Source organism: Devosia sp. 67-54 (assembly GCF_001899075.1).
Taxonomy (GTDB): domain Bacteria; phylum Pseudomonadota; class Alphaproteobacteria; order Rhizobiales; family Devosiaceae; genus Devosia_A.
The window spans coordinates 477757-503112 of the sequence record NZ_MKVA01000011.1 but is presented as its reverse complement, the minus strand read 5'-3'; the positions used below and the strand labels follow the sequence as shown (position 1 = coordinate 503112).

23 protein-coding genes and 1 pseudogene are annotated in these 25356 nt (G+C 64.1%); 14 read left to right on the top strand and 10 right to left on the bottom strand.

Features of this window, described 5'->3' with window-relative positions; genetic code table 11:
- Positions 1-5 precede the first annotated feature (5 nt).
- The 6 genes from BGO82_RS19335 to BGO82_RS19310 all read right to left on the bottom strand — a co-directional run bounded on the left by BGO82_RS19335 (position 6) and on the right by BGO82_RS19310 (position 7788).
- The gene (locus BGO82_RS19335; RefSeq protein ID WP_291307258.1) at positions 6-1832 is read right to left on the bottom strand and encodes an ABC transporter ATP-binding protein; all 1827 of its coding nucleotides are present in this window, start codon (positions 1830-1832) and stop codon (positions 6-8) included.
- Positions 1829-3073 carry an amidohydrolase family protein gene (locus tag BGO82_RS19330; RefSeq protein WP_291307257.1) on the bottom strand — a complete coding sequence of 415 codons (1245 nt, stop codon included), beginning with the start codon at positions 3071-3073 and terminating at the stop codon, positions 1829-1831. Before BGO82_RS19330 ends, BGO82_RS19335 begins: the two co-directional genes overlap by 4 nt.
- Before the next feature lie 18 nt (positions 3074-3091).
- Positions 3092-4036 carry an ABC transporter permease gene (locus tag BGO82_RS19325; RefSeq protein ID WP_291307256.1) on the bottom strand — a complete coding sequence of 315 codons (945 nt, stop codon included), beginning with the start codon at positions 4034-4036 and terminating at the stop codon, positions 3092-3094.
- 10 nt (positions 4037-4046) lie between these two features.
- Positions 4047-5477, bottom strand: coding sequence for an ABC transporter substrate-binding protein (locus tag BGO82_RS19320; protein ID WP_291307255.1), 1431 nt, complete (start codon positions 5475-5477; stop codon positions 4047-4049).
- Positions 5478-5670: 193 nt separating this feature from the next.
- On the bottom strand, positions 5671-6882 hold the full coding sequence (locus BGO82_RS19315) for a pyridoxal-phosphate dependent enzyme (RefSeq protein WP_291307254.1): 1212 nt from the start codon (positions 6880-6882) through the stop codon (positions 5671-5673).
- A 42-nt stretch (positions 6883-6924) separates the two neighbouring features.
- Positions 6925-7788: an ABC transporter permease gene (locus BGO82_RS19310; protein WP_291307253.1), complete on the bottom strand. Its 864-nt coding sequence runs from the start codon at positions 7786-7788 to the stop codon at positions 6925-6927.
- A 125-nt stretch (positions 7789-7913) separates the two neighbouring features.
- Between BGO82_RS19310 and BGO82_RS19305 the strand changes: the two genes are divergently transcribed.
- The gene (locus tag BGO82_RS19305) at positions 7914-8696 is read left to right on the top strand and encodes an IclR family transcriptional regulator (RefSeq protein WP_291307252.1); all 783 of its coding nucleotides are present in this window, start codon (positions 7914-7916) and stop codon (positions 8694-8696) included.
- 678 nt (positions 8697-9374) lie between these two features.
- Here BGO82_RS19305 and BGO82_RS19300 read toward each other — a convergent pair.
- A complete protein-coding gene (locus tag BGO82_RS19300; RefSeq protein ID WP_291307251.1) occupies positions 9375-10514 on the bottom strand; it encodes an enolase C-terminal domain-like protein in 1140 nt (379 codons plus the stop codon).
- An 82-nt stretch (positions 10515-10596) separates the two neighbouring features.
- Between BGO82_RS19300 and BGO82_RS19295 the strand changes: the two genes are divergently transcribed.
- The 7 genes from BGO82_RS19295 (at position 10597) to BGO82_RS19265 (ending at position 17104) form a co-directional block, all read left to right on the top strand.
- A complete protein-coding gene (locus tag BGO82_RS19295; RefSeq protein WP_291307250.1) occupies positions 10597-11292 on the top strand; it encodes a GntR family transcriptional regulator in 696 nt (231 codons plus the stop codon).
- Between the two features lie 99 nt (positions 11293-11391).
- Positions 11392-11622 (top strand): hypothetical protein, encoded by a 231-nt coding sequence (locus BGO82_RS19290; protein ID WP_291307249.1) that lies wholly within the window; start codon positions 11392-11394, stop codon positions 11620-11622.
- A gap of 109 nt (positions 11623-11731) precedes the next feature.
- The gene (locus tag BGO82_RS19285; RefSeq protein ID WP_291307578.1) at positions 11732-12910 is read left to right on the top strand and encodes a sugar ABC transporter substrate-binding protein; all 1179 of its coding nucleotides are present in this window, start codon (positions 11732-11734) and stop codon (positions 12908-12910) included.
- A gap of 81 nt (positions 12911-12991) precedes the next feature.
- Positions 12992-13951: a sugar ABC transporter permease gene (locus BGO82_RS19280; RefSeq protein ID WP_291307248.1), complete on the top strand. Its 960-nt coding sequence runs from the start codon at positions 12992-12994 to the stop codon at positions 13949-13951.
- A 4-nt stretch (positions 13952-13955) separates the two neighbouring features.
- Positions 13956-14801 (top strand): carbohydrate ABC transporter permease, encoded by an 846-nt coding sequence (locus BGO82_RS19275; RefSeq protein WP_291307247.1) that lies wholly within the window; start codon positions 13956-13958, stop codon positions 14799-14801.
- A gap of 4 nt (positions 14802-14805) precedes the next feature.
- The gene (locus BGO82_RS19270; RefSeq protein ID WP_291307246.1) at positions 14806-15885 is read left to right on the top strand and encodes an ABC transporter ATP-binding protein; all 1080 of its coding nucleotides are present in this window, start codon (positions 14806-14808) and stop codon (positions 15883-15885) included.
- A 49-nt stretch (positions 15886-15934) separates the two neighbouring features.
- On the top strand, positions 15935-17104 hold the full coding sequence (locus BGO82_RS19265; protein ID WP_291307245.1) for an enolase C-terminal domain-like protein: 1170 nt from the start codon (positions 15935-15937) through the stop codon (positions 17102-17104).
- Here the strand turns inward: BGO82_RS19265 and BGO82_RS19260 are convergent.
- On the bottom strand, positions 17095-17295 hold the full coding sequence (locus BGO82_RS19260; protein WP_291307244.1) for a transposase: 201 nt from the start codon (positions 17293-17295) through the stop codon (positions 17095-17097). The two genes, BGO82_RS19265 and BGO82_RS19260, sit on opposite strands and share 10 nt — an antisense overlap.
- A 398-nt stretch (positions 17296-17693) precedes the next feature.
- On the opposite strand from BGO82_RS19260, the pseudogene BGO82_RS19255 reads away from it, so the two are divergent.
- Positions 17694-18006 (top strand): annotated as a pseudogene (locus BGO82_RS19255) (Tn3 family transposase); the annotation flags it as partial.
- A gap of 113 nt (positions 18007-18119) precedes the next feature.
- On the top strand, positions 18120-19163 hold the full coding sequence (locus tag BGO82_RS19250) for a PAS domain-containing protein (protein ID WP_291307243.1): 1044 nt from the start codon (positions 18120-18122) through the stop codon (positions 19161-19163).
- 253 nt (positions 19164-19416) lie between these two features.
- Here BGO82_RS19250 and BGO82_RS19245 read toward each other — a convergent pair whose 3' ends face one another.
- Positions 19417-20619, bottom strand: coding sequence for an ROK family transcriptional regulator (locus BGO82_RS19245; RefSeq protein ID WP_291307242.1), 1203 nt, complete (start codon positions 20617-20619; stop codon positions 19417-19419).
- Between the two features lie 217 nt (positions 20620-20836).
- On the opposite strand from BGO82_RS19245, the gene BGO82_RS19240 reads away from it, so the two are divergent.
- From BGO82_RS19240 to BGO82_RS19225, 4 genes are all read left to right on the top strand, one after another.
- Positions 20837-21808, top strand: coding sequence for a sugar ABC transporter substrate-binding protein (locus BGO82_RS19240; RefSeq protein WP_291307577.1), 972 nt, complete (start codon positions 20837-20839; stop codon positions 21806-21808).
- A gap of 83 nt (positions 21809-21891) precedes the next feature.
- Positions 21892-22950, top strand: coding sequence for an ABC transporter permease (locus tag BGO82_RS19235; protein ID WP_291307241.1), 1059 nt, complete (start codon positions 21892-21894; stop codon positions 22948-22950).
- Complete coding sequence (locus tag BGO82_RS19230) at positions 22950-23741, top strand: ATP-binding cassette domain-containing protein (RefSeq protein WP_291307240.1); 792 nt, start codon at positions 22950-22952, stop codon at positions 23739-23741. The genes BGO82_RS19235 and BGO82_RS19230 overlap by 1 nt, the downstream gene beginning before the upstream one ends.
- 163 nt (positions 23742-23904) lie before the next feature.
- Positions 23905-24381 (top strand): hypothetical protein, encoded by a 477-nt coding sequence (locus tag BGO82_RS19225; RefSeq protein WP_291307239.1) that lies wholly within the window; start codon positions 23905-23907, stop codon positions 24379-24381.
- Positions 24382-24660: 279 nt separating this feature from the next.
- Here the strand turns inward: BGO82_RS19225 and BGO82_RS19220 are convergent, their stop codons facing one another.
- Positions 24661-25230 (bottom strand): class I SAM-dependent methyltransferase, encoded by a 570-nt coding sequence (locus BGO82_RS19220; RefSeq protein WP_291307238.1) that lies wholly within the window; start codon positions 25228-25230, stop codon positions 24661-24663.
- Between the last annotated feature and the right edge of the window lie 126 nt (positions 25231-25356).

The following is a 25356-nucleotide window of genomic DNA, read 5'->3' as shown; positions in this document are numbered from 1 at the left end:
GGAAATCAGTTGGTCTCGTGCACCAGGTGCCCCGGGGAGACTTCCCGGTAGCGCCGTTGCGGCGGAGCGTAGTCGAGCGGCCGCACCGTGCTGAGCAGCTCGTCGGCGCTCAATGGCCGGATGTCGCGGCGGCGTCCCGGCTCGGGCACCGGCACCGCTGCGAGGAGCCGGCGCGTGTAAGGATGCTGGGGGTTTTCGAAGATTGCCGCACGCGGCCCCATCTCGACAATTTCACCAGCATACATCACCGCCACCCGGTGGCTGATTCGTTCTACCACCGCCATGTCGTGCGAGATGAAGAGATAGGCGATCCCGAGGCTCTCCTGCAGGTCGAGCATCAGATTGATCACCTGTGCCTTGATCGATACATCGAGCGCCGAAACCGCCTCGTCGGCGACGATGATGCTGGGCGATGGGGCCAGCGCGCGGGCGATGCAGATGCGCTGTTTCTGGCCACCGGAAAATTCGTGCGGATAGCGTCGGGCCAGATCGGGACTGAGGCCCACCCGCCTCAGCAAGTCCGCGACCCGATCGGTAGCTTCGCGCGGCGAGGCAAGCCCATGCACGACCAACGGCTCGGCGATCGATTTGCCGACGCTGATCCGCGGGTTGAGACTCGCGAAGGGGTCCTGAAAGATCATCTGCACATTGCGACGGACCTGCCGCAGCTCCGTACCGCCCAATCCGACGACCTCGCAGCCGTTGACCTTGACGCTGCCGCCGCGCGGCCGCACGAGCTGCAGGATCGACCGGCCCATGGTCGACTTGCCGCAGCCGGACTCGCCGACCACGCCGAGAATTTCCCCCGCCATCAGATCGAACGAGACGTTCTCGACCGCCCGCACCGCTGCGACGGGCCGCCCGAGCACGCCGCCTCGCACGTCGAACTGCGTCGTGAGGTTGCGCACCTCGAGCACCGGCGGCTTGCCGGAGGCAGGTGGCAACCCCGGCCGCGGCGCGCTGGCGGTGCCGGTCGCGAGATCGACCAGCGGAAAGCGCATCGGCAGCGCACTCTCGGCCATCGAGCCGAGCCGTGGCACCGCCATCAGCAGGGCCTTGGTGTAGGGATGCTGCGGCCGGGCGAAGATGTCGACCGTCGTTCCCGCCTCGACGATTTCGCCCTGGCGCATGACGATGGTGCGGTCGGCAATCTCGGCCACCACGCCCATGTCGTGCGTAATGAACAGCATCGACATCTGTTCTTCGGCCTGGAGCGTCCGCAGGAGATCGAGTATCTGCGCCTGGATGGTGACGTCGAGCGCCGTCGTCGGCTCGTCTGCGATCAGCAGCTTCGGCTTGCAAGCCAGCGCCATCGCGATCATCACGCGCTGCCGCATGCCGCCTGAGAAGCGATGGGGATAGTCGCCCAGGCGCTCGCGCGCGGCCGGAATGCGGACCTTGTCGAGCAGTCGCAGCGCCTCGGTCTCCGCCTCGCCCTGCGACATGCTGCGATGCCAGGTGAGAGCCTCGGTCAGTTGGTCGCCGATGGTGAGCACCGGGTTTAGGCTGGTCATCGGCTCCTGAAAGATCATCGAGAGCGCATTGCCTCGGATTTTCTGCATCGCCTGAGGGAGGAGGCCCAGCAGGTCTTGGCCGGCGAACATCACGCGGCCGGAGGTACGCGCCAGCGAGCGCTCGAGGAGCCGCATGATCGACAGCGCCGTGACGCTCTTGCCCGAGCCGGATTCGCCGACCAGCGCCACGGTCTCGTGAGCGCCGACGTCGAAGCTCACCCCGCGGACGATCGGCAGCCAGTCGCCGTACTCGTCGCGAAACGAAGTCTCGAGATCCTGGACCGAGAGCAGCGGTGCGCTGTGGGGCTCAGTGCTCACGCGGCCACACCTGCCTGCCCGAGGACGACCTCGCCCTGCCGCATCACATAGAGCGGGGATTTGAGCGCGCTCACCGCCTGTAGCGGGTCGCCCGCGAGGGCGATGATGTCGGCCGAATAGCCAGGTTCGATGCGGCCGACGCTTTCGTCGATCAAGAGGGCCTTGGCTGAGCCGATGGTGGCGGAGCGCAGCGCCTCGACCGGTGACTGCCCGCCGCGGATCATCCAGTCGACTTCCATCCAGGTCGAATCGAACGGCGTGTCGTTGACGCCGGCATCGTTGCCGCAGACCATCGGAATGCCGAGCTTCAGCATCTTGCCGAAATTCTCGACCATCGTTTCGAACTGCCTGACCTGATGTTTTTCGAGCGGCGTGCGGTCGCTCTCAGCCTTGGCGTAGATCGCATCGAATCCCGGCATCGCGGTCGAGAGGTTCGCCATCATCGCCGAGCCGTTGTCGCGTGCGGTCTGGGCCACATCGGCGTTGTAGTTCCGGTACAGGCGTCCATCCTCGTGCCGGTCGAAATAGGCGCAGTGCTCGAGGCTGTCGAAGCGGGCGATGGCGCCGCGGCGCACGCTCTCGGTAGAGAGGACGTGCGCCACACTCGGCAGCCCGAGCCGGCGCGACTCGCCGGTGATAAGGTTGAGGTCGTCTTGGCCGAACACCGTATCCTCCGGCTTCGAGCCCGGCGTCATCTGGCCGCCACTGATCATCACCTTGACGCTGCGGCCCCCGTCCTTCCGGATGCGCGCGATGTGGGCGTAGATGTCGCGGTCGTTGCGGACAATGCCATGCATGAAATGCAGGTGGCCGTAGGGCACGGTGATCGGCGGCCCCGACATGAGCAGCCGCGGCAGCGGTACCGGGCTCAGGTCCGGCCGACGCGCGAGCGCCAGGGTCTGCCATTGCGAGCCGCAGTCGCGCGCGGTGGTCACGCCGCTCAGGAGCAGCGTGTTGGCGTTCTTGGCCGCGCGCAACAGCCGCTCGGACGGATCCTCGGCCTCGAAGTCGCGCAGGGGCGTCTTGCTGGCGCTGAAGTCGAGATGCACGTGCGTGTTGAACAGGCCCGGCATCACCCAGCGGTCGCCGAAGTCGCGCAGCGTCGCGCCGGCGGGCACGGCGTCTGGCCGCTCAACGGCGGCGATTCGGTCGCCCTCGACGGCGACCGCCGCCGGCTCGAACCTGCCGAGCGCTTCGCGCCAAACGTGCTGCGATTTGATCCAGTGCCTAGAGCTACTCACAACGATCTCCGAATGAAGTCACCGCCCGCTGACCGAGGGGTTCAGCATCGCGTAGAGGATGTCGACCAGAAGGTTAACGACGAGAATGAACGACGAGGCGATCAGTAGTAGTCCCTGGATCACCGGATAGTCCCGCCTCAGGACCGACGACACGCCGAGGTTCCCTACTCCCGGCAGCTGGAACAGCGCTTCGGTAATGAACGCGCCGCTGAGCAGCAGCGCCACAGAGAGCCCGATCACCGTCACTATGGTGATGATCGCATTGCGGAAGGCGTGCTTGCCGATCACTACCCGCTCCGGCAGACCCTTGGCCCGCGCTGTACGGATGTAGTCGGCACGCAGCACCTGCAGTAGCGCGACGCGCGTCATGCGTGCAATCAGCGCCGACTGCGACAGGCCGAGAGCAAGCGCCGGCAGGAGCAGATGGTAGAACCATGGCAGGAAGCCCGCTGACAGCGGCTCGTAGCGACCGATCGGCAGCCACCGGAGCTCGACCCCGAACACGTAGATCAGGATCATTCCGACCACGAATTCGGGCACAGAGAGGAAGGTCAAGGACACGCCGATGCTGACCGTGTCCTTCCAGGAATTGGGCGCCAGCGCCGCTGCCGTGCCGAGCGGAATGCCCACGATCACGGCGATCAGGAGCGACAGGAACCCGAGGCTGAAGGTTACCGGCAAGCGCTCGACGATCGCCTGCCACACGCTGCGGCCGAGGAAGAACGAGTCGCCGAGATTGCCGGTCAGCGTGCCCCCCAGCCAGTTCAGCAATTGCTGCCAATACGGGAGGTCGAGGCCTAGCCGCTCGCGGGCAACCTCGAGGCTGCCCGCGCTGGCATCCATACCCACGAAGGCGGCCGCCGGGTCGCCCGGCGTGGCATGGACGATGACGAACGAAAGAATGCTGACCCCGATCCACATGGGTACGAAGAGCAGAAGCCTGCGCAGGATCAGAGTCAGCATTCGGGAGGTCCTACTTGCGCGTCTGCGACACGTTCCAGAACCGCGGCGTCACGTAGAACGGGGTGTAGCCCGCCAGCGTCTTGCGGATCCCGTCGGGCTGGAAATAGTCACCGATGCGAAGCACGGCGACGTCGTCCCAGACCAGCTTCTGGATGGCCTGCCAGGCGGCCTTGCGCTGCTCGTCGGTGGCGCCCGAGTTGATGATGTCGAGCTGCGCCTGCATCTTGTCGTTGCAGTAGCCGAATGCCCCGAGCGACCCACAGCCGAGCGAGTCGGTGAGCTGGAACGGATCGAAGCGCGGCGACCAGCCGGTCTGGTTCAGCGCCCAGTCGGTCTGGTGCTGGGCCCGTTGAATCTGCGACGGCCAGTCCATCAGCGACAACTGCACGTTGATGCCCGCGGCCTGCCACTGCGCGGCGAGCGCCTGCGAGGCCTTGTACATCCAGCCGTAGTTCTGGTTGGTGAGATAGGTGATCGGCTCGCCGTTATAGCCGGCTTCGGCGAGGAGCTTCTTCACCTTGTCCGGATCGGGGTGGTTGTAGACCTCGGAGCCGGCGTCCGAGTACCAGTTGGTCTGCTCGGGAAAGAAGATGCTCGGCTGGACCCGGTAATAGTCCTTCTGGCCGAAGGTCGCCGCCATCAGCACCTGCTCGGGGTTGATCGCGGCGAGCAGCGCCTGGCGGAACGGCAACTTGGCCATCCACGGGTCCTTGTGGTCGATCTCGAGCGCGATGCCCCAGGTCGGCTTCACGATCGCGACCTTGACGTCGGGATTGTTCTGCAGGTCCGGCACCGAGGTGATCGGCAGGGCTTCGACGAAATCGAAGTCACCGGTCTGAAGGCCCGCGACGCGGCTCGACTCTTCGGTCACCGGCAGGAAGTCCACTTCGTCGGCACACGCTGTGCGGGCGCCGCCGAAGCCGGTCGGTCCGTCGAAGCCCGCCTCTGGCACGTAGTCGGCAAACTTCTGCATTTTCACGCCGACGTCCGGCTGCCAGTCGATCAGCTTGTACGGGCCGGTGCCGACCACGTCGGCGCCGCGGATTTCGTCCTTGCCGTACTTCTTGACGATATCGGCCGGCATGATGGCGATGATCGGCGAGGGCATGGACAGATTGGTCAACAGCGGAAAATCTTCCGAGACGGTGATCTTCACGGTCTTGGGATCGACCGCCTCGACCGACGCGACTTTCTTGAAGCGATTGGCGCCAGGCGAGAACTGTAGGAAGCGCTGCACCGAGGCCACCACGTCGTCGGCGGTCATCATCGCGCCGTTGTGGAACTTCACTCCATCGCGCAAGGTGAACGTATAGGTGAGCCCATCGTCGCTCTTGGTCCAGCTAGTCGCGAGCTGCGGGATGATCTTGTAGTTTTCATCCAGCGTCACCAGTGACTCGAACAGATGCGTGTCGATCTGCCGGCTAGCATTGGTCGTGGTCAAGATCGGATCCATCGTCGATGGATTGGTTGTCATGGCGGCCTGAATCTTGCCACCGGTGATCTCACAGGTCGCGGCAAAGGCCGCCCCCGTCAGTCCGGTGAAGATCACGCTCGTCAACATCAGGCCTTTAGCTAGTCGCAACATCGTCCACCTCATGCGCTGTTAATTGCAATCGCCTCCCCGGCGGTCGCGGTTAGAGTCCGGAGTCGGAAAGCCCGTTCACGGTCTTGGGCTGGTGCAGCGGAAAGAACTCCGCAAACTTGTCGGCGGCAGCCAGGTCCTTGAGGCCGTTGCCAGTGACGATGCAGACGATCGTCGCATCTGGATCGATCCTGCCGGCGCGCCCTGCCTCGATCAGGCCGGCGACGCCATAGGCGCTGGTCGGTTCGGCGAAGATGCCCTCGAGATTGGCGAGCCAGGCCTGCGCCTCGGTGATCGCTGGCATATCGACCGACGCGATCGTGCCCTTGCTGTCCTGAATCGACTCCCACGCCCATTCGCCATCGAGGGGCAGGAAGTAGTCACCGTTAACGCACTTGTCGTCGGTGATGTGTTCGATCGGCGCGAAGTAGCGGTCATTGCGCTGCGCGCCGTTGATGCGCGGCATGCGCTTGGCCTGCTCCATCCCAACGAGCTCCTTGAAGCCCTTGTGCAGGCCGCCGATCAGGCCACCGCCGCCGACCGTCGCGAATACTTCATCGGGCGCCTGACCCAGCGTCGCCGCGATCTCGAACGACATTGTCTTGGTGCCTTCGACCATGAACGGATTGACTGGCCGCGCAGAGATCATCGGCACGATGCCGCGCTCGGCGCAGAATGGCCCGAGCCCGCGGAACAGCCGTAGCTGTTCGCGCATACGACCGGGTCCGGCCGGCGGGAACAGGAACAGCTGCGCGCCGTAGACGCTGATCTGCCGGCGCTTGCCTTCGGCGGTGTCGGAGGCCACCCACACATAGGCGTCGTAGCCCAGCGCGGCGCAGTAAGCCGACAGAGCATTGCCGACATTGCCCGATGACACTGTGGCGTAGCGAGTCCGGCCCCAGGACCGGCCGGTACTGATGGCGCTCGCCATTTGCCGGTCCTTGAATGAGCCGGTTGGGTTGCAGTTTTCTAACTTGAAGAACAGGTTCTTGAGCCCGAGCTTTTCGGCAAAGCGCCGGCTGCGCACCAACGGTGTGTTTCCCTCGCCCAGCGTCACGGCGTGCTGTTTCTCGAGCGGCGCCATCACGGCACCGAACCGCTCCCACAGCGTTCCTGGCTTCTTCCAGTTGCCGGCGAATTCGTCGGCTGCCGCACCCAGATCGAAGGTGACGCTGAGCTCGCCGTCCCCAGGACTGCGGAACATCGGGCCAAGCTCGAACTTCTTGCCGGTCTTGATCTCGGTGAGCCACGCTCTGTCGGTCATTTGTCTCGATGGTCCTGTCGGAGATTGCTGCGGAGTGGCGGCCTAGCCGTCGCGCCGTTTCGGATCTATGGCGCGGCCGAGGCCGTCGCCGATGAGGTTGAGTGCCAGTACGGTCGCCGCGAGGATGAGGCCGGGATACATCACCAGCCACGAGGCCTGCTGGAACGCGGCGCGCGCTTCGCCCAGGATGTTGCCCCAACTTGGGTTGGGCGGCTGCAGCCCCAGACCGACGAAGCTGAGGCCGGCTTCACCCAGGATCGCGTAGGCGAACAGGAACGTCTCCTGCACCATCAGGGCCGGGAGAATCCCTGGCAGCACATGAACGAGGAGGATGCGCATCGGCCCGGCGCCGATCGACTCGGCGGCTTCCACATAGGTGAGGCGGCGGATTACCAGCGCCTCGGCGCGCACGATGCGCGCGGTGCGCGGCGTGTAGACCATCGCCAGCGCCAGAACGACATTCACCGAGGTATTGCCCAAGGCGGCGAGGATCGCGAGCGCGAGCAGCAGCACCGGAAAGCCCATGAGCACATCCATAATGCGCATCAGGACGCCATCGAGCCGGGGGTTTGTGCCCGCGACGAGGCCAATGAGGCCGCCCGCGACAGTGGTGACCACCATCACGCAGGCGCCGATGAAAAGGCTATTGTAGCCGCCGTAAATGATGCGCGCTAAAAGGTCGCGACCGAGGGCATCTGTTCCCAACAGGTGGGCCGATCCTGGCGGCGTCAGGATGGCGGCATAATCAAGGGTGTTCGGACCGTATTTCAGCACGAGCGGTCCGCCTGCAAGCACGAGCATGATGATGACAAGCAACACGCAGCCCGAGACCAACAGAAGGTTCGCGCGCCGGCTCCGCCGCCGCTCGCCAGGTTCGTCGATGGTCAGCGGTGCTGCTGATGCCATCGCTCTAATTTCCTCCCTCCAAGGCATCACCGGTCGCGTTGTCCTATATACTGGACACGCTGTCGATATACCGTACAGTAGGTGACATCCGTCACGATGACAAGCTGTTAAGAAAGGCACCGAGCTTGGACACCACGACCGCCGATTCAGCGCTGCCCCGCGCCCGGGGCATCGACCGCGTCATCGACATTCTCGAGTGCCTCAAGGAGAACCGGACGCCGATGACCATCGGCGACATCTCGCGCAAGATTCGCGCCCCACGATCATCGACCTATGAAATCGTCGCGCGTCTTGCGGAAGCTGGGATGCTTGAGATCGACAACGCCAACAGGGCGTTCTTCGGCCGAGCAATCTACTTTTATGCGGACGCGTATCTCGCGTCGCAGCCTCTGCTACGTCACGGTCGCAGCGAAGTCCTGCGGCTCGCAAAAGTTCACGGAGAAACCGCGCAACTCTGCATGCTTGTCGGGAACAAGTATACGGTCGGCTTCATGCAACCGGGCGCGAGCTTGTTTCGTATCATTTCCGAGATCGGCGTTCTAGTTCCGATACCCTGGACTGCTTCGGGAAGATTGCTTGTGGGCGGCATGACCCCGGACGAAATCCACGCGCTCATTCCCGACGAGGACTTCCGGCTTCCTAGCGGCCGGACTATCGACTTCGACAGCTTTCTGGCCGACGTCGAACGTGGCATGAAGGCCAACGTAATGATGACGGTTGGCCTTTCCGATACCTACACGTGCTGCCTCGCGGCTGCGATCCGTGACGAGCGCGGCCACCCCATTGCTACTCTCTGTTTCATGATCCCCGCAAATTCGGAGCAGGCTCGCGCTCAAGAATTGCTGAGCCATCTCAACGAAGCGGCGGCGCGGATATCGTCGGCGATGTCAAGGGAACTGGCTGAGTAGAGTCCTTTGTAGCGCTCGTAGGTCTCGAACACGTGAGCCAACTCGATCCAAAGGGTGATTGAGCGGCGACACGCACAAGTGTTTGAACCCTTGGCGGAATTCGCAAGTCGCCAGGAAAGTTGTCCACGTCCCTCGGGGCAGACGCAGGCTTCTGCCAGCACAGGAGTCGTTACATGTCGTTTGTGCAGTCGGTCGTTGGCAAGTTGCTAGAATGGCGTTGTAGTTATTGCTCAACTGCCTCAAGCGCTGTCGACGAGCCATCGTCCTCGAACGCCGTGTAAAGATTTTGAGTCTCGTCAAAGAGATGCGGGCCGCTCACGTCACTCCGCAGCAGTTGTGACAGTTTGAGCGTCGACTGACGGACGAATAGGTCGCCCGCAGGGAGTTATCCCTGCCCTTCTGCAGCTCGCCTAGACTTTCACCGCGTGCGCGTCCTGTTTGAGTCTCAAAGGATCGCGTCGCAGGATGTGGCATGGCAACTGGACGATCGGCAGAAGTGCGCAGTGGTACCGAGTTGTCGGCGCTCGACGCTGACCTTCGAGCGGATCGGGGGGTACTCGCCTGCCGGACGCGTTTCCAGACATGGCGAAGCCACCAGTCAGGCCGTGGCGATGACGGTCGCGCCGTGCGCTTGCTCTTGACGGCAAAGCCGACGACGCACCCGATGCCGTGGACGGCTCAGAGCTTGACGAGGCGGGCGTTCTCGGGCGCCGTACCCAGTTGGTCGGGTCCCAGAACGTGCGGTCGCCACCATTCCCGACGGGCCGTCTCGCTGAGGACGAGCCCATGGCCGGGCCGGCTCGGCGCGAGCGCCCAGCCATCATGGATATCCACCGGCTCCTCGACCAGGTGATCGTAGTTCTGGAAAGAGTATTCGAGCCACTGCACTTCGGGCAGCGCGCACGCCATATGCACGCCGACTTCAAGGCAAGTGTTGCCGAGGCTGACCGGGATGCCTCGGTCGGCAGCCAGCCAGCCGATGCGCATCACATCGGTCACCTGCCCGTGGACATTTAGGATGTCGGTGGCCTGCGCTTCCATCAGTAGCCGCTTGTTGTGCGCGTCGAGATACTCGCCGGAGTTGATCAGCGTCCAGCTGCACGCGTCCTTCAGCATCTTCAACCCGTCGTGGTCGTCGCGCAGGATCGGGTCCTCGACCCACAGCAGGTCATGCCCCTCGCGCCGGATTACCTCAAGCTTGGTCAGCGCCTCCTTGGCGCCCCAGGCCTCGTTGGCGTCAATCATCACCAGCGCATCCTTGCGGACGGTCTGCTTCAGGAGCTTCAGCCGCTTGAGGTCCCAGTCGAAGTCGGGATGCCCGACCTTGATCTTGAAGGCGCGGTAGCCGAGCGAATTGGCATGCGCGAAAAGGGCGCAGTACTGGTCGTCAGTCAGATGGAAATCGAGACCGCTGGCATAAGCTTCCACGCGATCGCGCCGGCTGCCGAGCAACCGGTGCATCGGAAGCCCCACCTGCTTGGCGGCAAGGTCCCACAGGGCAAGCTGCAGCGACTCGTGAAACGGCACCGAATAGGCCCGCTGATTGCCGCCGCGCGGCCGCGACACCCGATGGACCAGCGCCGCTGGAGGCTGCCCCTCGATCCCCGGCCAGACCTCGGCGCGGAAGACGCGCTCCATCTCGGCCTGATCGGGCAGCGGGTAGAACAGCGCCTGGACGAAGCCGAGCCCGACCTCGCCGGTGTTGGCGATGAGCTCCAGCGCTGCGATGTTGACCTGGTCGATCCACACTTGGCTGTCGCCGATCACGCGGTCACGGGCATACTGAAAACGGGTTATGCGGAAGTCGACGACGTGCATGGTCGGAGCTTTCTGATGGACTATCTCAACTGTCTGATATATCAGATATCTGCCGATTATCCGAAGGAGGTCACGCACACAAGTGGCAGAACGAGCGGTTGGCATAATCACCTCCGGCGATACCGAGGCAGGGACCCGGCTGAGCGACGTTGCCTACCGGAGGGTACTCGAGGCGCTCTTCGACCGGCGCCTGCCAGCGGGCGCCTTCGTCTCCCAGAACGACCTCGTCAAGCTGCTGGGCGTTCCGGTGGCTCCGCTCCGTGACGCCCTGCGCGTGCTGGAAGCGGAGGGTATCTTGACCATCCACCCGCGCTCCGGCATCCAGATCACTAAGCCCGGCGCAGAGCTGACCAAGTCGACTTACCAGTTGCGCACTATCATCGAGCGCGCGGCAGTAAAGGTCTTCTGCGAAACCGCGACGGACGAGGAGATCGCCAACCTGCGCCGCCGCCATCTCGAGATGGCCCTCAAGCTAGAGACGGCCGGCATTACGCCGGAGATCCTGGTCGAACTCGAATACCTCGAGGAGCTGCTGCACAACTCGACCATCGAGGCACTGCGCAATCCACTCGCGCAGAACGCCTACGACCGCATGCGCACCTACCTGCGGCTGGTCCGGCTGAACCGCCGCATGACCGTGCCGCTCGCGCAGCGGACGATGCGCGAGCACATCGAGATCATCGCGGCAATCGAGGAGCGCGACCCAAATGCCGCCGAGGCGGCGCTCGTCGCCCACTTCACCACGGCGCTGCAACGTCACCTCGGGATGTTCATTTAGCGCCGGACGCAGCGACGCCCGCGACCTCGCTTAAAGGATACAAGGTGCACACCCCGGGCGACGTGAGGTGCACGGCATGAGCCTCGAGACCGCGCAGCCTTGCGCGGCATCTCGAACAACGACTGCTGCGAGCAGTTGATCATGAACGAGGAGCAGGTTCGCGCCCTCGACAAGCCTGGGTCCTCGGCCATCGTCCACCGCAACCTGCGCGTCAGCGACGAGCCCGGTGTCGGCACCGCTACGACTGGGCTGCGTGACGCTGCAGCCGTGACGCAGGTCAAAGTCAGCGAGCACTTGACTCCGGCGCCGACGTCAGTACCACGAAACTGATATATCAGATCGAATTATTGAACGATCAAAATCGGAGGACCCACATGACGAACTTTAGCCGGCGCAACGTGCTGAAGATGGCGGCGGACTGCTCGCCGCCTCGGCCTTGGTGCCGCAAGCCGCCTTTGCCCAGAGCAAGTCGATCAACTACTGGCACACCTTTACCAGCCAATCCGAGCAGGCGGGCCTCGACGAGGTCATGAAGCTGTTCGCCGCGGCGCATCCGGACATCTCGGTTACGCCCGAGAACATCCCTAACCCGGAGTTCATGGCCAAGATCACCGCTGCCGTGGTCGCCAACACCCGCCCGAGCGTCACCATGGTGTCGTCCGAGCGCTTCCGCGACTTGCTAGCGATGGGTGCACTGAGCGACATGACGGACCGCATCCAGAGCTGGGAGCGCCGCGCCGACTTCGCCGACCAGCGCTTCGACTCGATTACCGCCGACGGCAAGATCTACGGCGTGCCGGGCTTCGCCTTCGTCGACTGGATGTACTACCGCAAGGACTGGTTCGAGGAAGCCGGCATCGCCGTGCCGACTACCCTCGCCGAGATGTACGACGCGGCCGTCAAGTTGACCGACGCGGGAGCCAACCGCTATGGCTTCGGCCTGCGCGGCGGCCCTGGCGGTCAGTACACCATCCTCAACATAATGGAAGCCTTCGGCTCGCCTGTGCTGCATGAGGACGGCTCGACCGGCCTCGACCGCGATAAGGCCATCGAGGGCATCAAGTACTTCGCCGACATGGCCAAGAACGCCGCGCCCCCGAGCGCGCCGAACGACGGCTTCCGCCAGATCATCGAAGGCTTCCAGACCGGCCAGACGGCGATGATCTCCCACCATACCGGCTCGTATCAGGACATCGCGTCCAAGCTGAAACCCGGCGTCGAGTTCGGCACCATGGCGATTCCGGCCGGTCCGGCCAAGCGCGTCGCCCGCCTCGCCTATGCCTACAATTCGATCACCAAGCCTGAGGACGCCGACGCGGCCTGGGAATGGATCAAGTTCTGGGGCGAGCCCGACGCCGCCGTCGCCTTCCTCGAAAAGACCGGCTACTTCCCAGCCTCGACCACCGCGGCCCAGGACGAACGCATCGGTGGCAACCCGATGTACGCCGCCGCGTCCGAGACCCTCGGCTTCGGCATCCCGCAGCCGAGCTTCCCCGGCGCCGCCGGCTGGGCCGAGAGCACCGTACTCCCCGCCTTCCAGCGCGTGCTGATCGGCGAAGCGACGCCGGAGCAGGCGGTCGACGAGATGATCGCCGGCCTCGCGGAAGCGACCTCGTAACCAACCTCCCCGCGGGCGGCCTGCCAGGATGGCGGCCGCCCGTGTCTCCTTGCTCGCCACCGTTAGCCTTCGAGAGCTCCGATGAGCCGCACGTCCTATTCGGCCACCAGTTCCGCGCCGCTATCGGTCTGGGATGCCATCAACCCCGTCCGCATGCTGGGCGAGCTGTCGGAGACCAGGTACTGGATGTACGTGCTGCTCCTTCCCAGCGCGCTGCTGATCACGGCCGTGGTGCTCTATCCGACGCTCTATGGCATGCAGATGAGCTTCCGGGAGATGCGGCTCAACCGGCCCGACCTCGGCACCGACTGGGTGGGCTCCAAGCACTATGCCCGCATGCTGGCAGACCCGATCTTCTGGGTCTCGCTGCGCAACACGGCGGTCTGGGCGACCTCCTCGATCGTGCTCGAGTTCGTCATCGGCCTGATCGCAGCACTGGCGCTGAACCGCAACTTGCCCGGCACCAAGATGTTGGCCGTGGTGATCCTACTTCCCTATTTCCTGCCCAACGTCGTTGCCGGCCACATGTGGGCGTTGATGCTCGACCCGCGCCTCGGCGTCATCAACGACGTGCTGGTGCGACTGGGCTGGCTCGACAGCTACAAGGCCTGGTTCGCGGACCCCGCCACCGCCATGGCCGCCGCCATCGTGGTGGAGACCTGGCACAGCTTCCCGTTCTTCACGCTGCTCATCATGGCCGGCCTGAAGAGCATCCCATCCGATCTCTACAAGGCTGCCGACATCGACGGCGCGGGGCCGCTGGCGCAGCTGCGGCTGATCACGCTGCCGATGCTCAAGACGATCATCGCAGCGGCGGTGATCCTGCGCGTCATCGGCCTCGTCAACTCGCCGGACCTGCTGCTGATCCTCACCTCGGGCGGCCCGGGCCGTTCGACCCAGGTGCTGTCGCTCTATGCCTTCCAGATGGCCTACAAGGACTTCAATTTCGGCTACGCGGGGGCGCTGTCGGTGGTGATGTTCGTGCTGCTGATGGGCTTTGCCTACATCTATATCCGCCTCGCCAAGGTCAACCAGGACTAGCGCCATGGCCCAGACCCGCTCCGGCTCCAAGCTCATCTGGGACATCGCCGCCTACGCGGTGCTGATCCTGCTGGCCTTCATCTGCATCTTCCCGATCCTGTGGACGCTGCTTACCTCGGTGAAGGTCGAGGAAGACATCGTGACGCGCGAGATGGTGTACCTGCCGACGCGCTTCACCTTCGAGTGGTACGTGCGGCTGTGGAACCAGTCGGGCTACCCGGCACTGGTGATCAACAGCCTGATCACCACCAGCGTGACGGTGCTGATCTGCCTCCTCACCGGCACCATCGCATCCTATGCATTCGCGCGCTTCCACTTCCCCGGGCGCACGCAGCTGATGCTGGGCTACCTCGTGGTGCGGATGTTCCCGGCGGTGCTGATGATCATTCCGCTGTTCGTGGTGATGCAGCAGGTGGGGCTGCTCGACAGCAGTGTGGGGCTCGCCGTCGCCTATACGAGCTTCCTGTTGCCGCTGTTCGTGTGGATGCTGAAGGGCTTCTTCGATGCGGCGCCCAAGGAGCTCGAAAGCGCGGCGCGCATCGACGGCTCGACCCGCATCGGGGCGATGCTGGGCATCGTCATTCCGATCGCCCGCAACGGGCTGGTCGCCACCTGCCTCTTCGTCGCCATCGCGGCGTGGAACGAATACCTGTTCGCCCTGATGCTCACCACCAGCCAGGGCTCGCGCACCTGGCCGGTGGGGCTGCAGCTGATGGTGGGCGAATTCCAACTGCCGTGGGGCATGCTGGCCGCCGGCGGGATGATCTCGATCCTGCCGGTGGTCGTGCTGTTCGCCATCGTGCAACGCGTCATGGTCGCCGGCATCACCACCGGCGCAGTCAAGGGCTAGACCGATGGCACCGCTTTCCATCCAGGGCGTCCGCAAGAGCTTCGGGTCCGTCGAAGTCCTCAACAACATCGACATCGAGCTGGAAGACGGCGGCTTCCTCGTGCTGCTCGGGCCCTCGGGCTGCGGGAAGTCGACGCTCCTCGCCATCGTCGCCGGACTCGAGCCGAGCTCGGGCGGCGACGTCGTGATCGGGGACCGCAACGTCAACAACGTGCACCCCAAGGACCGCAACATCGCCATGGTGTTCCAGAGCTACGCGCTCTACCCGACGATGTCGGTGAAGCGGAACATCGGCTTCGGGCTCGAGATGCGCAAGGTGCCGGAGGCGGAGCGCGAGGCGGGGGTGCGCAAGGCGGCGAAGCTCTTGCAGATCGAGCACCTGCTGGAGCGCAAGCCCGGCCAACTGTCGGGCGGCCAGCGCCAGCGCGTGGCCATGGGCCGCGCCATCGTGCGCGACCCCGACCTGTTCCTGTTCGATGAGCCGCTGAGCAATCTCGACGCCAAGCTCAGGGTCGAAATGCGCACCGAGATCAAGCGGCTGCACGACCGGCTGGGGACCACCACGGTCTACGTCACGCACGACCAGATCGAGGCGATGACGCTGGGCACCAAGGTGGCGGTGATGAAGAACGGCGTGATCCAGCAGTTCGCCGATCCGCAGACCATCTACGAGCGGCCGGCCAACATGTTCGTCGCGGGCTTCATCGGCACGCCGACGATGAACTTCCTCGAGGGCACGCTGGAACAGGCGGAGGGCGGGCTGGTGCTGCGGCATGCGGGCGGCAGCCTGGGGCTCGGCGGCATCGAGCAGGAGGTCGGCAGCTTCGTCCGCAAGCCGGTGGTGGCGGGCATCCGGCCCGAGACGTTCACCGCGGCCGCCGGGTCGGCGAGCACGCTCAGCGGCAAGGTCGACGTGGTCGAGCCGACGGGACCGGACACGATGGTGATCCTCGATGTCGGCGGGCAGATGATGACGGCACGGCTCGGCTCGCGCGACCGGCCCAGGCTCGGCGACCCGATGACGCTGGGCATCGACATGCGGGCGGTGAACCTGTTCGACCCGCAGAGCGGTAACCGCATTTGAGTGGACGGCGCGCGGGCGCCGGCCCCCCTCCCCTACCCGAAGGAACGAGATGAAGGACCTCAGCATCACCCGTGTCAGCGTCCAGCAGTACAGGTGGGCGCGCCGCGACCTCACCGGCGACTACAACGGCTTCAACCACGTCTATTCGAAGGGCGGCACGGTCGAGTTCACCGACTATGTGATGACGATCGAGACCGCGGGCGGGGTGACCGGCGAATATGCCGGCGGGGTCGGCGTCTCCTATGCGCAGGTGGCGATGCTCGCCAACTACTTGATCGGCAAGAACGCGCTGCAGCGCGAGCTGATCTGGAACGACATGAAGCGGGCGCTGCGCAAGCACGACAAGTTCGGCATGGGGCCGATCGACTGCTGCCTGTGGGACATCGCCGGCAAGGTGGCGGGGCAGCCGGTTTACCAGCTGCTGGGCGGCTGGCGTGACAGGCTGCCGGCTTATGCCTCGACCTTCCACGGCGACGAGAATGGGGGGCTCGACAGCCCCGAAGCGTTCGGCGAATTCGCCGTGCAGTGCAAGGAGATGGGCTACCCGGCGTTCAAGATCCATGGCTGGGGGCACGGGCCCATTGCGCGCGAGGCGGCGGCGGTGCTGGCGACGCGCAAGGCCGTCGGCGAGGGCATGGACCTGATGATCGACCCGGGCTGCGAGTACGAGAACTGGGGCGATGCGCTGAAGGTGGGCCGGGCCTGCGACGAGGCGGGGTACTTCTGGTACGAGGACCCTTACAAGGACGGCGGCATTTCGGCTTACGCGCACAAGCGGCTGCGCGAGTTCATCGGGACGCCGATCCTGATGGGCGAGCACATCCGCGGCATCGAGCCGAGGGTCGACAACCTGATCGCCGAGGGCACCGACTTCGTGCGGGCGGATGTCGACTACGATGGCGGCATCACCGGGGTGATGAAGCTGGCGCATGTGGCGGAAGGCTTCGGCATGGATGTCGAGATCCACGCGCCGGGGCATGCGCCGCGGCACTGCATGGCCGCGATCCGCAACACCAATTACTACGAGCTGGGGCTGGTGAACCCGAAGGTGCCGGGCTGGAAGAGCCAGCACCAGATCCATGCCGACGACTATTCCGACGATCTCGACGCCGTGGACAGCGAAGGCTGCGTGTCGGTGCCGACCGGCCCGGGTCTCGGCTTCAACATCAACTGGGACTTCGTGAAGAAGCACGAGACCGGCAAGACGGTCTACGAGTAGCCGTACGGCGGGTGCCAGTTGCGAGTGAGCCAGATGACTTGGACGCTGCCATTGCACTCGCGCTCGATGCGGCGTGACGAGCGGATCTCCTTCAGATCGACATAGATGTAGAGGTTCAGCAGGTCGCGGAGATCATAGCCGGGCCGGACTGTAAAGCAGGGAATCGCACGAACGAAGGCATGACCGGGCAAGATGCAGTCCTTCCACAAGAACGTCGATCACCCGAACGGGTGCCCAATGAGGCCTTTCGCCCGCTTGCGACCTTACGCCCAACACTCCGGTCAGCGTCGAGCGCCGCGGCCTCGCTTTGATCTGCGGCGATGCCGGCCGCTATGCAAACGACCAGAACATGCTTTCGCAGTGCGCGCGGTTCCTGCTCTCCACCGAGGAGGCGGCAGACCTCATCGCACAGTTGAAGGAGGCCGTTCGATCAACCTGGTACGCGGCCGCTCGCGGCGAGGGCATCACCGAACGTCACTGCGAGCTCATCGCCGGCGCGTTCGTCCATGAAAGCTCCGACCTTCCTCTCCCCCCGGCGATCCGCGGTGGCGCCACTGGAAGGCTTGCGACCGGCGTCGAGACCACCACGCATAAGCCGAACCGCGCCGCCTTCTTCCACGAACGCGGATAGATCACGGGACCGATCGTTCGAAAACCAGGCCTCCGCGCTTCCGGCCTCAACGTCGTCGTCAGCACGATCGTACACTGGAATGCGGTCCAAGTTGAACGCGCTGTCATCCACTTACGTAAAATGCATCGCGAGATTCCGGATTATTTTCTGAAGCACATCTCGCCGCTGCGCTGGGAGCATCAATCTGACAGGCATCTGCACTTGTGATAGCGAGCAGCATCTGGAGGGACTCCGATCGCTGAGGCTCCCGGCTGGGCTGCGGCGAGCCGCATGCAGCCTGCCGCAAGGGAACTATGCTCCAAACCGGAGCCGGTTGTGGCCTAGGCATGAATGCTGTATGAACCGAGCCCTTGGGTGGCCCGTGGCAATCGTGGAGTACAGGCTATGGAAGCCGCCGCTGGAATCTACACTAGCATCATTTTTCCGGATGCTCTTTCCAAGACCGAAACTCACTTGTCCGATTTGCAGAAGGCAATGCTGGATGCAACGCCGGATTGCATCAAGGTCCTTTCGGTCGACGGCAGGCTATTGACGATGAACAAGGCGGGCTGCCTTGCTCTGGGCGTCCCCCAAGATTCCGAGTTCGGAATGCCATGGCTTCCTTTGCTGCCGGACGCAGTACATCAACTTGGTCTTGAGGCTCTCCGCAAAGCCGCTGACGGACACAATGCCCGGTTCCCGGGCCGGAGCCAATCGCCCCAAGGCACGACGTACTGGGACAATCTGCTAACCCCTGTTGTCGACGCATCCGGACATGTCCTGTCGATCCTGTGCGTATCGCGGGATGTGACGGCAAAAACCTTGCTGGAAAGGGAGCTTGAGGACGCGGTCAGCAGGGAGAAGCTGCTTTCCCGTGAGATGCAGCATCGCATCAAGAACCTGTTTGCCGTCGTTTCGGGGCTGATCGTCATCTCGGAGAAGGAAGCTGCCGGCGAGGATGCGCCGGAAACCGCAACGAAAATCCTGCGCGAGAAGGTGCACGCACTGTCTCGCGCCTCGGACGCCGTCTTTTCTGACCCCGAAGTCCGTGAGGGTAGCGCCGGCCAGGTGGATTTGGGTTCTCTCGTCAATTCCGTGCTGCGACCTTACGGCCATCGATGCCAAGCGATCGGAACTACGACTGCAATATCACGCAACAACATGACGACGCTGGCACTTTTCCTCCACGAACTCGCCACGAACTCGGTGAAATACGGAGCGCTCAGCGTCGATGATGGCAACGTCACGGTACAATGGGTGGCTGACGGTCAGGAATTTGATCTGACGTGGACCGAAAGAGGAGGGCCACCTGTCCCGGCCACGCCGGGCAAGCGCGGTTTCGGCAGCGAGATGGTCGATCGCATCGTGCATTCAGCCGCTGGCGAAGTGAGCAGGACGTGGCAACAAGATGGCCTGGTCGCCGAGCTTCGATTGCCGAATGCAGCTTGACACAAGCGGTCTGACAACATCTGCGTCGCCGGCTATCCAAGAGGTCCGAAATCCAGTCCGGGCGGGCAGCGATATAACCGTAACGCACCGAGGCGGATAGGGTCTTGGAGAAGCTGCCGATACGGATGACACGGTTGTGTCCAGGCGGCGAGGCATTCGGCATCCCTGGCGGCAGCTTCGCCGAGCTGCTGGCGAGCAAATATGGGCGCTTTGCCGTGACGCGGGCGGCAGACCAAAGGCGCTGGATCGCTCGCTACAGCCGGATACTTCCGTTCATGAAATATCTCTCGAACAACGGACTTGCCGCCGCCCCGATCGCCCGGGCATTGCCGCCAACGGCGCCGGCCTCCACTCGTGGCGCGATCAACCCACGCATGTCCTGGTTGACAAGATAGCGCCGCGTCCGCTCCACCAGATCGTGCTTGACCGCTGGAGGAAACGCCCCGTCGATCAGGATTGCCTCGAAGTCGATAACCGCGCAGACGGATAGGCTGGCTCGTGCCAGCTCCTGCGCCGTGCGGCCTAGCCACGGCTCCACGAAGCGGGCAAACCGGCTCCAGTCCTGCGGCAGGGTCCAGAGATCCTGCGGGTCGTGTCCGTTCTCGCTGAGCCGTGTTTCCAGCAGGTGGATCGACGCCGTGTCAATCAGTTGCTGGCTTTCGCCCTGCGGTCCGAAGCTGCGCAGTGAGCCCAGCGCGCCGGCATTGCCCTGATGACCCTGATACACGGAATGGTTGAGGACGATGCCGCCACCGATGAAGGCGCCGACGAAGAAATAGGCGTAGTCGCGGAATTCCTTGCCGCGTCCATAGATATGCTCGGCCTGGCACCCCGCCGTCGCATCATTGACCACATGCACGGGCAGGTCCGTGAAGCGGCCCAGCTCGACGGCAAGGTCCACGTCTTTCCACGATTGGAATTCCGAGATCGAGGCGCCGACCTGCTCGTTCCAGCGCCAGAGCTCGAACGGCATGCCGATGCCGATGCCGCACACCCGCTTGCGCATTTCGGCTCGGCACTGGGCCAGGATTGTATCGATGCCCTCGCGCAGAAAACCGAGGATCGGCTCCGGCAACGGATATTTGTAGGTCATCTGCAATTCGTGCCGCACCGTGCCGCGGAAATCGGCGAGCAGCAGAACCGCGCTGCGACGGCCGATCTTGCAGCCGAAAGACAGCACGCCGTCCTCGGCCAGGCTCATCGGCACCGAGGGCTTGCCCACCTTCCCCTTGACCGGCGCACCGCGTGCCAACAGCCCCTCCGCCTCCATCTCGCGCAGGATGATCGAAATGGTCTGCGGGGACAGGTCGGACAATCGTGCCAGTTCGCTCCCGGCCATGGGGCCGTTGCGCTGCAGCAGGGTGAGCAGCAGCCGCTCGTTATAGTCGCGAACCCCGCTCTGGTTCACGCCGCGGCTCAGCGATCTAATGACTGCGCTCTCCATGAACGGCACCATAATGACGCTCCCTGCGTCGCGAAAGGCATGCGGCGGGAGATAAATAAATAAATGAGATTTATATATTGACGCAGGTCCTGAATCCCGCCACGATAAGTTCCTGCGATCAAGCAACCGGCCCGCCGCCCTGGAGGAGGAACCTCAGGACAGCGCCCCGGACCAAGGGAGAGACAACTTGAAGAAGCTGCTCATCGGCACCGCGCTGTGCCTTGCAACCATGACGTCCGCCGCCATGGCCGCGGACGTGTCCGCCTGCCTCATCACCAAGACCGATACCAACCCCTTCTTCGTCAAGATGAAGGAAGGCGCCGAGGCCAAGGCCAAGGAACTGGGCGTGACCCTCAAATCCTATGCCGGCAAGGTCGACGGCGACCACGAAACCCAGGTTGCGGCGATCGAAACCTGCATCGCCGATGGCGCCAAGGGCATCCTGATCACCGCGTCGGACACCTCGGCCATCGTGCAGTCCGTGCAGAAGGCCCGCGATGCCGGCCTGCTGGTCATTGCCCTCGACACCCCGCTCAATCCCATCGACGCGGCCGACGCAACCTTCGCCACCGACAATTTCCGCGCTGGCGAGCTGATCGGCAAATGGGCCGCCGGCAAGCTCGGCGCCGAAGCCGCCAATGCCAGGATCGCCATGCTCGATCTGGCCGTCAGCCAACCCAGCGTCGACGTGCTGCGTGACCAGGGCTTCCTGACCGGCTTCGGCATCGACGTGGCCGACGTCTCCAAATGGGGCGACGAGACCGATCCGCGCATCGTCGGCCACGACGTGACCGCCGGCAACGAGGAAGGTGGCCGCAAGGCCATGGAAAACCTTCTCGCCAAAGACCCCACGATCAACCTCGTCTATACGATCAACGAGCCGTCGGCTGCCGGCGCCTATGAAGCGCTCAAGTCCATCGGCCGCGAAAAGGACGTGACCATCGTTTCCGTCGACGGCGGCTGCCCGGGCGTGGCCAATGTCAAGGATGGCGTCATCGGTGCCACCTCCCAGCAATATCCGCTGCAGATGGCGGCGCTCGGCGTCGAGGCGATCAAGGCCTGGGCCGACAACGGCACCAAGCCTGCCCCCACCCAGGGCAAGGATTTCTTCGATACCGGCGTCAAGCTGGTCACGGACCAGCCGGTCAAGGGCGTCGAGTCCATCGACAGCGCCGAAGGCGCCAAACTCTGCTGGGGCTGATCCCGCTTTCGGCTAACATAGGCGGCAGGGCTCGGGTGCGCCCGGCCTCTGCCGTCATCGGTGGATAGGGGGGGAGGAAACCCATGTCGAACCAGTCCGAGGCCGAAGCCGGCCTCATCCGGCAGCCCGAGGCGGTTGCCGTTTTCGAGCAGGACGTCACCCTGCTCGGGCGTGTGCAGCATGCGCTCCATTCCAATCCGGCCCTCGTGCCGCTCATCGTGCTCGTCCTGTCGATCGCCGTCTTCGGCGCCCTGCTGGGCGGCAAGTTCTTCTCGTCCTTCGCCCTGACCCTCATTCTCCAGCAGGTCGCCATTGTCGGCATTGTCGGCGCCGCGCAATCGCTGGTCATCCTCACCGCCGGCATCGATCTGTCGGTCGGCGCCATCATGGTGCTGAGCTCGGTGGTCATGGGCCAGTTCACCTTCCGGCTCGGCCTGCCGCCGGTCGTCGCCATTGGTTGCGGCCTCGTGCTCGGCACCTTCATCGGCTTCGTCAATGGCTGGCTCATCGCGCGCGTCAAGCTGCCGCCCTTCATCGTCACCCTGGGCGTCTGGCAGATCGCGCTGGCCTCCAATTTCCTCTATTCGGGCAACGAGACCATCCGCGCCCAGGAAATCGAGACCCAGGCGCCCATCCTGCAATTCTTCGGCCAGTCCTTCTCGGTGGGCGGCGCCGTCTTCACCTATGGCGTCATCGCCTTCATCGCCATCGTGCTCATCCTCGCCTATGTGCTGCGTCACACCGCTTGGGGCCGGCATGTCTATGCGGTGGGCGACGATGCCGCCGCCGCCGAACTCTCGGGCGTCAACACGCGCGGCGTCCTGATCTCGGTCTATATGCTGTCCGGGCTCATCTGCGCCTTTGCCGGCTGGGTGCTCATCGGCCGCATCGGCTCGGTCTCGCCCACTTCGGGCCAGACCGCCAATATCGAATCCATCACCGCGGTGGTGATCGGCGGCATCTCGCTTTTCGGCGGCCGCGGCTCGATCCTGGGCATGCTGTTCGGTGCCCTCATCGTCGGGGTCTTCTCGCTCGGCCTGCGCCTGCTCGGTTCCGACGCCCAGTGGACTTACCTGCTCATCGGTGTCCTCATCATCGCCGCCGTTGCGGTCGACCAGTGGATCAGAAAGGTGTCTGCGTGATGGAACCCATTCTCTCCGCCCGCGCCCTCGGCAAGCGCTATGGCCGCGTCACCGCTCTCGACAATTGCGACTTCGATCTCCTGCCGGGAGAAATCCTGGCCATCATCGGCGACAATGGCGCCGGGAAGTCCTCGCTGATCAAAGCCCTCTCCGGCGCCATCCGACCCGATAGCGGAGATATTTTCCTCGAGGGCAAGAAGGTCGAGTTCTCATCGCCCATCGATGCGCGGCTTGCCGGTGTCGAAACCGTCTACCAGACGCTGGCCATGTCCCCCGCTCTTTCCATTGCGGACAACATGTTCATGGGAAGAGAACTGCGCAAGCCAGGCTTCATGGGCTCGGTGCTGCGCCAGCTCGACCGACCGGCCATGGAGCGCATCGCCCGCGAAAAGCTCTCCGAACTCGGCCTCATGACCATCCAGAATATCAATCAGGCAATAGAAACCCTTTCCGGCGGCCAGCGCCAGGGCGTAGCCGTCGCGCGCGCCGCTGCCTTCGGCTCCAAGGTCATCATCCTCGACGAACCCACCGCCGCTCTTGGCGTCAAGGAATCGCGCCGCGTGCTCGATCTCATCCAGGACGTGCGGTCGCGGGGCATGCCGATCATCCTCATCAGCCACAACATGCCGCATGTCTTCGAAGTGGCCAACCGCATCCACGTCCACCGCCTCGGCCGACGCCTGTGCGTTATCGATCCCAAGGATTACACAATGTCCGACGCGGTGGCGTTCATGACCGGCGCAAAGGCGGCGCCGGCAACGGCAACCGCACCCGATGGACAACTCGTCTAGAACGACGCGTCGCGGAACCTTTTATGCGCTCGCGCCAGGCGAGCGCTTGCCTCGGCGCGCCTAACGTTCTTCCAAAGGAGGGGAGGCGAATGTTCGTGATGGGTGGGAGAGCCTGATCGATCTTGTCCCGACCTCCAGCGACTCGACGACCGAACGCCAAGCTTTGGCCGGCCGGTTGCCGTTCAATTGCGCGATTGCCCTCGCCCGGCTTGGGATTCCAGCGGCCTGCCAATGCCCCATCAGCCAGGACGAGTATGGCGACCTTCTGCTGACCCCGCTCAATGCCGCCGGCGTCGAGGTGCTGCTCGCCATCGTGCCCGACGACGTCACCAACTCCGTCAAGACCGAGATCGGGACGACGCTGTCGCGTTCCATCCCTGTCGGCGCCCGGCCGCTAACCGAGGCGGAGTGGCGCACACTGCTGACCGAAGCCGGCTTCATTGACCTCGAGGTGCGGCAGGCGCCGATGCACCTGCTGAAGATGAGCCGCATCCTTGCTGACGAAGGCCCGTGGCGGACGCTCAAATTCGTGCGCAACGTGATCGCCGATGGCGATGCGCGCCGCCGCGTGCTCGACATGCGGGCGGTCTTCAACAAGCACGCTGGCCATATCCGTGGCATCGCGCTGGTCGGCCGCTAGCCGCAATGACGAGACTGCCTGGCCGAAGGGGCTCGCCGCCTATCGGCGGACGCCTGATTTCGACGGGAGAACGCTGCCGGCCGGTCTCAGGCGAGCCCATAGCACCAAGCCCGGCGTCATTTATCCGCTGATCCGGCCCGAAGCACCCCACCATGTGACGCCGACCGGACCGGTGCGCTTCTTCGTCGAGTTCTATGCACGGCCGCAAGACGAGGCCGGATGATGTCTCATCGATAGGTCGCTGGGCATGGGACTTACAGCGGCCGCCTGGCGACGAAATCAATAAGCGCCGAGATGCCGTCGCCCTGGCCCTTCCTGCAGCGCGCTGTCGTGTTCGACCAGCCTGATAATCTCGAAGTCTGCGAAGGCCGTTTCCAGCAGGGCTCGCGTATAGAGCTGGTCTGGCTCGCGCGGGCCGCCGGTGCCGAAGGCAAGCTGCTCCGGCCTATAGCCCTGCATGAGGATCGACCCGCCGGGTTTGACCGTCCGCTTCATGCCGTCGAAAATCCTACGGCGCAGGTCGGGAGCAGCGAACTGGATGAAGATGGCCACCACAACGTCGAAACGGTCGGGGGACCATTCCCAGTCTTCGATCGCGGCCAGCCAATAGTCGACGGATACGCCCTTCAGCGCCGCGAGCGCCTTCGCTTTCGCAAGGCCGACCTCGGAGGCATCGAATGCCGTGACCTGCAATCCCCTCGATGCGAGCCAGACGCTGTTACGCCCTTCGCCATCGGCCACGGACAACGCAGTCTGGCCGGGCGTGAACAGGTCACCAAAGGATGCCAGAAAGGCGTTTGGCTCTGTTCCAAACACATAGTCGGGACGTGAGTATCGCTCATTCCACAAGATCGGAACCCTATCCATTTACGCCGAGAGGCATCACCGCAGCGGTCGATCTCTCGCGTGGCCCGGCCATGATCGTCCTCGGTTGGCAGACCCAAGCAAACCCCAATGGTGACAGCCGTCAAGCCC

What these genes read in the sequence shown, in the direction of transcription:
- BGO82_RS19325 (WP_291307256.1), bottom strand. Translation starts at nt 4,036, where the DNA reads ATGCTGACTCTGATCCTGCGCAGGCTTCTGCTCTTCGTACCCATGTGG.
- BGO82_RS19300 (WP_291307251.1), bottom strand. Translation starts at nt 10,514, where the DNA reads ATGCACGTCGTCGACTTCCGCATAACCCGTTTTCAGTATGCCCGTGAC.
- BGO82_RS19315 (WP_291307254.1), bottom strand. Translation starts at nt 6,882, where the DNA reads ATGACCGACAGAGCGTGGCTCACCGAGATCAAGACCGGCAAGAAGTTC.
- BGO82_RS19245 (WP_291307242.1), bottom strand. Translation starts at nt 20,619, where the DNA reads ATGGTGCCGTTCATGGAGAGCGCAGTCATTAGATCGCTGAGCCGCGGC.
- BGO82_RS19310 (WP_291307253.1), bottom strand. Translation starts at nt 7,788, where the DNA reads ATGGCATCAGCAGCACCGCTGACCATCGACGAACCTGGCGAGCGGCGG.
- BGO82_RS19280 (WP_291307248.1), top strand. Translation starts at nt 12,992, where the DNA reads ATGAGCCGCACGTCCTATTCGGCCACCAGTTCCGCGCCGCTATCGGTC.
- BGO82_RS19230 (WP_291307240.1), top strand. Translation starts at nt 22,950, where the DNA reads ATGGAACCCATTCTCTCCGCCCGCGCCCTCGGCAAGCGCTATGGCCGC.
- BGO82_RS19270 (WP_291307246.1), top strand. Translation starts at nt 14,806, where the DNA reads ATGGCACCGCTTTCCATCCAGGGCGTCCGCAAGAGCTTCGGGTCCGTC.
- BGO82_RS19240 (WP_291307577.1), top strand. Translation starts at nt 20,837, where the DNA reads ATGACGTCCGCCGCCATGGCCGCGGACGTGTCCGCCTGCCTCATCACC.
- BGO82_RS19250 (WP_291307243.1), top strand. Translation starts at nt 18,120, where the DNA reads ATGGAAGCCGCCGCTGGAATCTACACTAGCATCATTTTTCCGGATGCT.
- BGO82_RS19275 (WP_291307247.1), top strand. Translation starts at nt 13,956, where the DNA reads ATGGCCCAGACCCGCTCCGGCTCCAAGCTCATCTGGGACATCGCCGCC.
- BGO82_RS19265 (WP_291307245.1), top strand. Translation starts at nt 15,935, where the DNA reads ATGAAGGACCTCAGCATCACCCGTGTCAGCGTCCAGCAGTACAGGTGG.
- BGO82_RS19235 (WP_291307241.1), top strand. Translation starts at nt 21,892, where the DNA reads ATGTCGAACCAGTCCGAGGCCGAAGCCGGCCTCATCCGGCAGCCCGAG.